Annotated in this window: 13 protein-coding genes; 7 read left to right on the forward strand and 6 right to left on the reverse strand. The window is 71.3% G+C overall.

What is annotated here, in order from left to right; genetic code table 11:
* The 4 genes from AC559T_RS06310 to lipA form a co-directional block, all read left to right on the forward strand.
* The coding region (locus tag AC559T_RS06310; protein WP_498868071.1) for an FAD-binding protein at nt 1-577 on the forward strand (577 nt) is incomplete at its 5' end.
* A complete protein-coding gene (locus tag AC559T_RS06315; RefSeq protein ID WP_368956108.1) occupies nt 574-933 on the forward strand; it encodes a 2Fe-2S iron-sulfur cluster-binding protein in 360 nt (119 codons plus the stop codon). The genes AC559T_RS06310 and AC559T_RS06315, both read left to right, overlap by 4 nt.
* Before the next feature lie 223 nt (nt 934-1,156).
* Nucleotides 1,157-2,344 carry an amidohydrolase family protein gene (locus tag AC559T_RS06320; protein ID WP_112109160.1) on the forward strand — a complete coding sequence of 396 codons (1,188 nt, stop codon included), beginning with the start codon at nt 1,157-1,159 and terminating at the stop codon, nt 2,342-2,344.
* A gap of 54 nt (nt 2,345-2,398) precedes the next feature.
* Nucleotides 2,399-3,304 carry a lipoyl synthase gene (gene lipA / locus AC559T_RS06325; RefSeq protein WP_112109167.1) on the forward strand — a complete coding sequence of 302 codons (906 nt, stop codon included), beginning with the start codon at nt 2,399-2,401 and terminating at the stop codon, nt 3,302-3,304.
* A 15-nt stretch (nt 3,305-3,319) separates the two neighbouring features.
* Here lipA and mftF read toward each other — a convergent pair whose 3' ends face one another.
* Genes mftF through mftA form a run of 5 tightly spaced genes read right to left on the reverse strand, consistent with a single transcriptional unit; the run spans nt 3,320 to nt 7,233 of the window.
* Complete coding sequence (gene mftF / locus AC559T_RS06330) at nt 3,320-4,783, reverse strand: mycofactocin biosynthesis glycosyltransferase MftF (protein ID WP_498868072.1); 1,464 nt, start codon at nt 4,781-4,783, stop codon at nt 3,320-3,322.
* On the reverse strand, nt 4,780-5,589 hold the full coding sequence (locus AC559T_RS06335) for a mycofactocin-coupled SDR family oxidoreductase (protein WP_498868073.1): 810 nt from the start codon (nt 5,587-5,589) through the stop codon (nt 4,780-4,782). The genes mftF and AC559T_RS06335 overlap by 4 nt, the downstream gene beginning before the upstream one ends.
* 45 nt (nt 5,590-5,634) lie before the next feature.
* Entirely contained in the window at nt 5,635-6,825 is a 1,191-nt protein-coding gene (gene mftC, locus AC559T_RS06340; RefSeq protein WP_200835508.1) for a mycofactocin radical SAM maturase, read from the reverse strand.
* Nucleotides 6,822-7,124, reverse strand: a complete 303-nt coding sequence (gene mftB / locus AC559T_RS06345; protein WP_498868074.1) for a mycofactocin biosynthesis chaperone MftB — start codon at nt 7,122-7,124, stop codon at nt 6,822-6,824. Before mftB ends, mftC begins: the two co-directional genes overlap by 4 nt.
* Nucleotides 7,114-7,233, reverse strand: coding sequence for a mycofactocin precursor MftA (mftA, locus tag AC559T_RS06350; protein ID WP_071066653.1), 120 nt, complete (start codon nt 7,231-7,233; stop codon nt 7,114-7,116). The genes mftB and mftA overlap by 11 nt, the downstream gene beginning before the upstream one ends.
* Before the next feature lie 81 nt (nt 7,234-7,314).
* On the opposite strand from mftA, the gene AC559T_RS06355 reads away from it, so the two are divergent.
* Genes AC559T_RS06355 through AC559T_RS06365 form a run of 3 tightly spaced genes read left to right on the forward strand, consistent with a single transcriptional unit; the run spans nt 7,315 to nt 8,253 of the window.
* Nucleotides 7,315-7,866 (forward strand): acyl-CoA-like ligand-binding transcription factor, encoded by a 552-nt coding sequence (locus tag AC559T_RS06355; RefSeq protein ID WP_498868075.1) that lies wholly within the window; start codon nt 7,315-7,317, stop codon nt 7,864-7,866.
* Nucleotides 7,853-8,107 (forward strand): helix-turn-helix domain-containing protein, encoded by a 255-nt coding sequence (locus tag AC559T_RS06360; protein WP_498868076.1) that lies wholly within the window; start codon nt 7,853-7,855, stop codon nt 8,105-8,107. The genes AC559T_RS06355 and AC559T_RS06360 overlap by 14 nt, the downstream gene beginning before the upstream one ends.
* Nucleotides 8,035-8,253, forward strand: coding sequence for an SDR family oxidoreductase (locus AC559T_RS06365; protein ID WP_498868078.1), 219 nt, complete (start codon nt 8,035-8,037; stop codon nt 8,251-8,253). The genes AC559T_RS06360 and AC559T_RS06365 overlap by 73 nt, the downstream gene beginning before the upstream one ends.
* A gap of 153 nt (nt 8,254-8,406) precedes the next feature.
* Here AC559T_RS06365 and AC559T_RS06370 read toward each other — a convergent pair whose 3' ends face one another.
* On the reverse strand, nt 8,407-9,582 hold the full coding sequence (locus AC559T_RS06370) for an amidohydrolase family protein (RefSeq protein WP_498868077.1): 1,176 nt from the start codon (nt 9,580-9,582) through the stop codon (nt 8,407-8,409).
* Between the last annotated feature and the right edge of the window lie 175 nt (nt 9,583-9,757).

The following is a 9,757-nucleotide window of genomic DNA, read 5'->3' on the forward strand; positions in this document are numbered from 1 at the left end:
GCACAACACGGCCGGTGAGTCCATTCCGAGCTGGCTGGTCATGGACTCCCGCCACCGCGGTCGTTATCTGTTCGCGTTCCGTCCCAACACCCCCGAAGAGTGGATCACCAGCGGCTACATGAAGAAGGCCGACACGGTGGAGGAACTGGCGCGGGCGTGCGGCATAGACCCGGCCGGGCTGGCCGCCACGGTCGAGCGGTTCAACGGGTTCGCGAAGCAGGGCACCGACCCCGACTTCCACCGCGGCGAAGGGGCTCACGAGCGGTACCAGGGCGACTACGGCAACCAGCCGAACGCCTCGCTCGCGCCCGTCGAGAAGGCGCCCTTCTACGCGGTCGAGCTCTACCCGGGTGACGTGGGGACGAGCGGCGGGCTGCTCTGTGACGAGTTCGCCCGTGTGCTCGACACCAACCATGATCCGATCCCGGGTCTGTACGCCGCCGGGAACTGCAGCGCGTCGGTGATGGGACGCACCTATCTGGGGGCGGGCGCCAGCATCGGGAACAGCTGCGTCTTCTCCTACATCGGTATGAAGCACGCCGCGCACGTCGTCTCCGGCGACCCGGTGGCCAGGTGACCGAAGAGGGGAGTGGGCGGCCCAGACGGCCGTTGGTCCGGGTCGAGCCCATCGGCGCGGATCTCACGCCCGAGCCCGGCGAGACGATCATCGAGGCGGCCTGGCGACTCGGGTACCACTGGCCCACGGTGTGCCACGGCCAGGCCACGTGCACGGTATGCCACTTCGAGGTGCTCAGCGGAGCTGAGCACCTGACACCCGCCGACGGCGAGGAAACCGACGCCCTCGAAAACCGACTTCCCGGTGCGCGACGTCGTGATCTCACCCATCTTCGGCTGGCCTGCCGGGCATGTGCCACCGGCGACGTCGCCGTGCGCAAGAAGGGCGTTCGGCGACTGGCCGAAAAGGAGTCCTGACACGCGTCCGCAAGGGCCCCGACGCCGCGTGACCGCGGCGCCCGGTCGGTGCCATCGCGGAACGGCTGGAACGGCGAGATCCGGCCGCTCGCTCGGTCGGCATTGGCGGAGAGCTGGCCGCCGAAACGAACAAGGACTTGACCGAATGTGCAAAGACGGCCGCAGGCAACACGCTGATGATGGTTCATGACGGCAGCGCGAAGAAACCAGGAAAGTAGGGGAAATGGCAGCGCCAGAGTTGATCATTGACGCGGACAGTCACATCACCGAGCCGCCGGACGTGTGGACCGCTCGGGTGCCGGCGAAGTATCGCGAGGACGTTCCACACGTGGTGCGGCAGGGCACGGCGGACACCTGGGTGCTCCACGGGGAGCGGCTGGCGCCGGTCGGCGTGACGGCTCCGGCGGGATGGCCGACGTTCCCGCCCGAGTACCCGCAGACCTACGAGGACTGCCACCCGGGCGCGTATCAGGCGGATGCCCGCCTGAAGTACATGGACGAGGCGGGTATCTGGGCCCAGGTGCTCTACCCGAACGTGGGCGGGTTCGGCAGCGAGAACTTCCTGAAGCTGAAGGACGACACGCTCAAGCTGCTGTGTGTGTCGGCCTACAACGACTTCCTCGTCGAGTGGTCCTCGGCCGACCTGCGCCGGCTGCTGCCGGTGATCGCCACACCGTTCTGGGACATCGACGAGACCGTACGGGAGATCGAGCGGTGCGCCCCGTTGGGCGCGCGGGGAATCCTGTTCACCGGCGAGCCGCAACGCTACGGGCTGCCCGTGCTCGGATCGCCGCACTGGAATCCGTTGTGGGAGGTCGCCCGTGCGGCCGACCTGCCGATCCACTTCCACATCGGCAGCGCCGGAGACACCCTGGAGCTGTCCACCCCGGAGCGCTACGCCCAGCACGGCGTGGAAGGGGCGCAGGCCTACTGCGCGGTGAGCCTGTTCATGAAGAACGGTGTCCAGTGCTCGGATCTGATCACGTCGGGCGTGCTGTCCCGCTATCCCGAGCTGAAGTTCGTCTCCGTGGAGAGCGGTATCGGCTGGCTTCCGTTCATGCTCGAGGCCACCGACTACAGCTGGCTCGGCGCGTTCCGTCCGGGCCGGGAGCGCCAGTCGGGAGACGTGCTGCCGTCGGATCTGTTCCGCCAGAGCGTTTTCGTCACCTACTGGTTCGAGTCGGTAGCCCCGAAGCACTTCCTCGATCTGATGCCGATCGACAACATCCTCTTCGAGACCGATTTCCCGCACACCACCTGCCTGTTCCAGAACATCCAGGAGACCATCACGTCCGGCCTCGGGCACGTCGACGGGGGAGCGCGCCGGAAGATTCTCTGGGAGAACGCGACAAAGCTGTACCGGATCGAGGAGCCGTCGGCATCGTGGCGGGCCACCGCCGGGACGAGCTGATGACCAAGGACGGCCCATGACAAAGGACGGCCCGTGACACCGGACGGCCGTGCGATGCTGCGGCTCGAGGTCCGCAACGCCCGGACCCCGGTCGAGAACAAGCCGCCGTGGATGCGCACCCGGATGCGCGTCGGTCCCGCCTACACCGAGGTGATGGCCGTGGTCCGCGAGTCCGGGCTGCACACGGTGTGCGAGGAGGCCGCCTGCCCGAACATCTTCGAGTGCTGGGAGGATCGGGAGGCGACCTTCCTGATCGGCGGGGACGTCTGCACGCGGCGCTGCGACTTCTGCCAGATCGACTCCGGCAGGCCCGCTCCGCTCGACCGGGACGAGCCTCGCCGGGTGGCCGAATCCGTCGCCAGCCTGGGACTGCACTACGCCACCGTCACCGGGGTGGCACGGGACGACCTGGCCGACGGAGGGGCCTGGCTGTACGCCGAGACCGTGCGCCAGATCCATGCGCGTTCCTCCGGAACCGGCGTCGAGCTGTTGATCCCGGACTTCCGTGGTGACCCGGCCCTGCTGGCCGAGGTGTTCGGTGCCGGCCCGGAGGTGCTTGCCCACAATGTCGAGACGGTGCCCCGGATCTTCCGCGGCATCCGGCCGGGCTTCCGCTACGAGCGCTCGCTTGAGGTGATCAACCGTGCCCACGGGGAAGGGATCGTCACGAAGTCGAACCTGATCCTCGGTCTGGGTGAGACCGTCGACGAGGTCGACGCCGTGCTGGCGGACCTGCGGGCAGCTGGTTGTGATCTGGTGACGGTGACCCAGTACCTGCGGCCCGGCCCGCGCCACCATCCGGTGGAACGCTGGGTGGAGCCGGAGGAGTTCGAACGGTGGTCCGCCCGGGCCGCCGAGCTCGGCTTCGCCGGGGCGATGGCGGGGCCGCTGGTCCGCTCCTCCTACCGCGCGGGCCGGCTGTATCGCCAGGCAGTGGCGCTCCGCGGTGAACGCCGGTGAGCGCCGGTCGACCTCTCATCTATGGTCGGGTCCTCTCGACCCGTGGGCGCGCCGGCCAATCGTGGGGCGCACCGGGATGGTCGTCCGGTTGTGCACACACCCGGTCCACACACCGCTGCCGTAGGCGACGTCCTCGGTGAGACGGCCGAGCACGAACCGCACCGGGTCCATCGACCCGCGCCGGCCCGCCCACTCCGCCAGGGCCGGGCCGACGACCAGTGATGCCACCGCCGCCCGACGTCCCCAGCGCCGGCGGCCGCCACCCGCGGCGCCGGCCGCGAGCAGCGGCAGGGCGTACTGGGTGCCGTACCGGCCGACGCCGAGCCAGGTCCGGCCGACGGCACCTGCCGTCGCGCGCGCCACCTCCCGGACGGGCAGGTCTGACCGGCGCAGCGTCCGCACGGTGCGCAGTACCGAACAGGTGTACGCGGCGGCGGCCAGCACGGGCCGACGGGCGAGCAGCGCGGCGACCGTCAGCGCCGGCCCCGGGAACAGGACGAGCGGGGGCAGCGATCCCGGGTGGCGCAGCGCCAGCGGCGCGGCGGACGTGCCGTACCGGAACCTCCGGCCGAGCAGCCCGGCCCAGGTCTCCGGTTCCAGGTGCCGGACCTCGACGGTCGGGTCGTACCGGATGCGCCAGCCCGCCTTGTCCAGCCGCCACACCAGGTCGACGTCCTCGCCCGCGACCGACAGCGTGGTGTCGAACGCCCCGCCGGCGGCCGGACCGCCGCCGGCGATCTCGGCCAGCGCCGCGCGGCGGACCAGGATCGCGGCGGTCGGGACGTAGGCCACCCGGGTGTTCGACCCGACCCGGGCCGGCGTGCCGCCGAGGTCGAGGCTGCGTGTGGTGCCGGCGTACCGGCCGGCCCAGCCGCCCGGCGCGCCGGGAACGGGGACCGTGCGCGGGGCCACGGCGCCGACCAGCGGGTCGGCGAAGTGCGCGGCCAGCGCGCCGATCCAGCCCGTCGGCGGCACGCAGTCGCTGTCCACGAAGGCGACGAGCTCGCCGGCGGTCGCCGCCAGCCCGGTGTTGCGGGCCGCCGCCGGCCCGCCGTTGACGGGGCGCCTGATCACCTTCGCGCCGAACCGGTCGGCGAGCTCGATGATCGCTCCGGGCTCGCGCGAGCCGTCGTCGACCAGGACGACCGGGTGGCGGTCGCCCACCGCGGCGAGGCACCGGGCCAGCTTGTCGACGCGGTCGTGGACCGGGATCACGACGGTGACGTCCGGGTCGTGCCGCGGCGTGGGCGGCCTGGGATGTGCCAGGCCGGCGTCGGTGAGCCGGCGGGCCAGGGCGCCTGCCCGCGGGGACACCACCGGGCCGGTCGCGAGCTCCTGCCAGGCGGCCTGGCCGGCCGCGGTCAGCCGGATCACCCTGGCCGGCGAGCCGCCGAGCCAGCTGTCGGCGCTCAGCCGCCGTGCCGACGTGTCGAGAACGACCCGGAAGCCGGCCGGCAGCGGAGCCACGGGCGTGGTCACAGCGCGAGGCCTCCGTCGACCGGTACGACGGCACCGGTCATCCCGCTGCTGGCCGGTCCGGCGAGGAAGGCGAGGACCTCCGCGACCTCCGCCGGGGCGAGCAGCCGTCGGAGCGGTTGCTGCGCGGCGAACTCCGGCGCCCCGCTGAGGCCGTACAGGCGGGCGCTCTCGGCCAGAATCGGTGTGTCGGTGGAGCCCGGACTGACCGCGTTCGCGGTGACACCGGTGTCTCCCAGCTCGGCTGCCAGGGCCCGGACCAGCCCGGTGACGCCGGCCTTCGCCGCGCAGTAGGCGGCCAGCATCGGCAGCCCGCGGGTCGCCGCGGCCGACGCCACCGCCAGGAAACGGCCGTGCCGCGGCGGTGGCCGCCGCAGCATCGCGGGCACGGCCGCCCGAGCCAGGTTCAGGACACCGCCGAGGTTCACGTCCAGCACGGCCTGTTCCTGCTCCGCCGGGACCTCCCACAGCGGCACGCCGCCGGCGATCACCCCGGCGGCCGCGACGGCGGCGTCCAGGCCACCCCACCGGGCCTCGGCCTCGGCGACGGCGGCCTGGAGCGCGGCGGCGTCCCGGACGTCGGCGATGAACGGGTGGACCCGGTCCGCCGCCTCGACCCGCCAGTTCGCCTCCGCCACCACCTCCCCGAGCTCGGCCTCGGTGCCCATCGGGTAGGCGAGCGCGGGATCGTCCTTCCCGCGGTCGACCGCGAGCACCTCCCAGCCCTGCTGCGCCAGCGCCAGCACGGTGGCCGCGCCTATCCCGCGCGCCGCCCCGGTGACCACGGCGACGGGGCGGTCGGCGGTCACGCCGCCCGCCAGCTGTCCACGGCTCGTACCTCAGTTCCTCGCATGTCAGAGCCTCAGCCCGGCCAGCGGGCTCTCCTCACACGCGCGGTCGGGTGGGCGCGCGCCGATCGTCACCGGGACCGGGCCCGACCGGCGGGACGCCGGGCGGGAGTGGTCCAGCGACGGCTTCGGCACCAGCTCGAGGTCCACCGCGGTCAGCGCGGCCGCGCCGTGGCCCTTCACGCATTCCGGGTCGGGGCCGTCCAGCGGCAGGCCGGTGAAGAACTTCGCCGCCATGCACCCGCCCCGGCAGGCGTCGAACGCCGAGCACGACGTGCAGGCCCCGCCGGTCTGCGGCTGGCGCAGGTCGGCGAACAGCTCCGAGGTCCGCCAGACCCCGGTGAACCCGCCCTCGCCGCGGACGTTGCCGGCGCGGAAGCTGTCGTGGATGGCGAACGGGCAGGCGTAGACGTCACCGACCGGGTCGATGAGGCACACCACCCGCCCGGCGCCGCACAGGTTGAGCCCGGGCAGCGCGTCGCCGTAGGCGGCCAGGTGGAAGAACGAATCCCCGGTGAGGACCCGCTCGCCGTGCGCCACCAGCCAGTCGTAGAGCTCCCGCTGCTGGGCGGCCGTCGGGTGCAGCTCGTCCCAGACGTCGGCGCCCCGGCCGGACGGCCGCAGCCGGGTCAGCCGCAGCTGCGCGCCGAACCGGTCGGCGATCGCCTTGAACTCGTCGAGCTGGCCGGCGTTGTGCCGGGTCACCACGACCGACAGTTTGAACCCGCGGAACCCGGCGGCGGCCAGGTTTGCCATGGCGCGCATCGCCGTCTGGTACGAGCCGGGCCCGCGCACCGCGTCGTTGACGGCCTCGGTCGCGCCGTCGAGCGAGATCTGCACGTCGACGTAGTCGCTGGCGGCCAGCCGCGCCGCCACCTCGGGGGTGATCATGACTCCGTTGGTGGAGAACTTGACCCCCACGTGGTGGGCGGTGGCGTAGTCGACGAGCTCCCAGAAGTCCGACCGGACGGTCGGCTCGCCGCCACCGATGTTGACGTAGAACACCTGCATCCGCTCGAGCTCGTCGATCACGGCCTTGCACTCGGCGGTGGACAGCTCGCGTGGGTCACGCCGGCCCGAGCTGGACAGGCAGTGCACGCAGGCCAGGTTGCAGGCGTAGGTCAGCTCCCAGGTCAGGCAGATCGGCGCGTCCAGGCCGTACTGGAACTGCTCGACCAGTGGCAGCGGTGTGCTCACGACGGTTTCCTCTCCCGGATCATCTCCGACGCGGCCAACGTGGCCAGAGCGGCGCGGTACGCGGGCAGCTCGGCCGCCGACACGCCCGCGTCGGCGCAGGCCGCGCGGGCTGTCGGGAAGTCGGCCAGTACCTGCACGACCTTCAGCAGCTCGGGGCTCTTCAGGAACGACAGGCGCCGGGTACCGAAGTGGTACAGCAGCGCGCCGAAGCGCTCGGGGCGGATCGACACCTGCGCCGGCACGTACCAGGCGGCGTCAAGGTCGAACGGCGACGGCCGAGCGGCGGGATCAGTAGACACCGCACATGCCGTCGATCGACACCTCCTCGACCAGCAGCTCGTCCGCCACCAACGGCTCCGGAACCTCTGCCGTGACCTCGTCGTTCGCCTGGGTCTGGGTGTCCGTCATCGAGCTGCTCCTTCGGCTGGTCATGTGGGCACCGTGATTTAGGCACCGTGTGACGAATATCGGGCACAATAACGTCACCTAGTGCCACAAACAAGCCCCGACCGCCGTGGCCGGCCCCGCGGGACGAGCGCCCGCAAGTACTTCGACGCGAAGTCGCAGGTGCTGTGGAACGAGTTCGACAACGAGGTCACCACGATCCGCACCAATCTCCAGCAGACCTCCGGCGACCTGCCCGTGATGGACGCGGTCCGTCACGCGGTCATCGCAGCCAACTACTACCGGGCCGAGGACGTGCCTGAGCTGCGCATGCGCATGCATCTGATCAGCACGGTGCCCGAACTCGTCGCCAGCGCCACGGTGCACTACGACGCCTGGGAGCGCGCGATCACCGAGTTCGTCGCCCGCCGCACCGATCAGCCGGCCGACTCGCTCTACCCGCTCGCCGTCGGCCGGGCCACCCTCGCCGTCTGCCGTGCCGCCTACGAACGCTGGTCCATCCACGCGGACGCCGATCTCACCCTCTACCTCGACGCCGCGCTACGCGCCCTCGCCGCTGGCTTCCGCGACGACATCCTCACCGCCGAGCCGCAGGGCGGCGGACACGGCGGAGATGAACCAGGTGCCCGGGTCTGAGCCAGCCGACGCGATTCTCAGCGTGGTGCTGGAGCTGCTCGAGTCCGGTGGCCACGACGCCGTCCAGACGCGCGAGGTGGCGCGCCGTGCCCGCGTCTCGCCGCTGACGATCTACAAACTGTTCCCCGGCGCGACGAGCTCAAGGGCCGGGGCATCCGGGTCAACGCCATCACTCCCGGCCCCCGCGACACCCCCGGCATCACCGGCCTGGCCGCCGACGAGGAGCAGGCCCACCAACTGAAGGGCTCCCTGGCCAGCGAGGTGCCGTTGGGTCGCATGGGTCGCCCGGACGAGGTCGCGAACGCCGTGCTGTTCCTCGCCTCCCCGGCAAGCAGCTTCACCACCGGCAGCAACCTCCACGTCGACGGCGGGGTCAACCAGATCTGAGCACCAAACCGCCATGACGGTCCGGGCCCGGGATCGCGGGTGCTGCGGCCCGTCCTTGTCGTCGTGTCCGGCGGCCGGCCGCCCGGGCCCGTTCCATGGCCACTGCCTGGAGCGGGCCCGCCCGGTCGTGCCGGGTTCACGCCGCGAGCCGGGTCAGACGCGGTAGAGCTTGACCGCGTTGCCGCCCATGACCTTCCGCTGCGTCTCGGGACGCAGCGAGGCGATCGTCTCACCGACCATTCCGAGGGGGTCCGGGTGCAGGCAGGTCGGGTGCGGGAAGTCGGTCTCGAACATGATGTTGTCCTCGCCGACGGTGTCGATGAGGTGCTGGAGGTCGCCGCGGCCCTTCTCGAACCAGAAGGTCGCGTACCAGTTCGACGCGAAGTACTCCGACGGCCGCTTCTGCAGCTTGTGGAAGTACTCCGGCGCGTTCTCCTCGAGCTCGTAGTCCATCGCCTCGAGCATGAACGGCACCCAGCCGATGCCGCTTTCGACCGAGACCATCTTCAGGTCGGGGTGACGGTCGAACATCCCGGAGTAGGCGCTGTTGAGCAGTACCCGGGAGTTGTTCTGGAACAGCGACGCGCCGCCGATCGCCGGCTTCACGTAGTCGTCCTGGCTCGGCCAGTAGGTCGTGCCGAAGTAGGACAGCGCGGTCTGGCTGGCCCCGATGTGGAAGTGCACGGGGAGCTGGTTCCCGGCGCAGACCTCCCAGAACGGGTCCCAGGCGGGGTCGCCCAGGTCGGGTGAGCCGGAGTCCTGCGGGTCGGCGGTCATGTTGACCCCGCGGTAGCCCAGGGCGGCGCAGCGCTCGGCCTCCTGGACGCAGGCCTGGATGTCCCACGCGGGCATGATCGGCATCGGGAGCAGCCGGTTGCCCGACTCCGCCTGGACCTCCGCCATCGCGTCGTTGTAGAGCTCGACGCAGAGCCGGAGAACGATCGGGTCCTGGACCGAGTTCCGCAGGTTCTGGCCGCCGATGCCGATCGCGTTGGGGTAGAGGACCTGCGTGTGGATGCCGAGCTCATCCATCAGGCGCAGGCGCTCCTTCGGATCCCACGCCGCGGGGTGCACGTCGTTGATGCCCCAGGACCCGCCCTGGGAGTCCCGGAACGGGTGCTTCTTCCCGTGGTGGTCGACGGTGCCGCCGGAGCCTGCCTTGCCGAACGCCTTGCCCTCGACGATCCACATGTCGACGCCGTCGATCCGCTCGACGTGGGGGACCCGGTCCTCGTAGCCTTTCGGCGCCCGTTCGGTGAACAGGTCGTGGCGCTCGGTCATGTGCGCGTCGGCGTCGACCACTCGAATTCCGTCAGCCAGCTTGACCACTCGGGTCTCCTCGCGTCGTTTCGGCTGCGCCGGTTCGGCACATACCCGCGTGTACGTTCACGGCCTCTCCGGGAGCTGAGCGACCTCGGTGACGACGGGACCGTGCCTTCGACGCGCCCACGGCGGTCACGCGTCGCACTCCCCGGACTGATCCGCCGCGTGGAGAGCAGGCTAG

The sequence above is a fragment of the Frankia sp. Hr75.2 genome, from assembly GCF_949319125.1.
Taxonomy (GTDB): Bacteria; Actinomycetota; Actinomycetes; order Frankiales; family Frankiaceae; genus Parafrankia; species Parafrankia soli.

Coding starts and splice junctions, on each gene's coding strand:
- AC559T_RS06320 (WP_112109160.1), top strand. CDS start 1,157: ATGGCAGCGCCAGAGTTGATCATTGACGCGGACAGTCACATCACCGAG.
- lipA (WP_112109167.1), top strand. CDS start 2,399: ATGCTGCGGCTCGAGGTCCGCAACGCCCGGACCCCGGTCGAGAACAAG.
- mftA (WP_071066653.1), bottom strand. CDS start 7,233: ATGACGGACACCCAGACCCAGGCGAACGACGAGGTCACGGCAGAGGTT.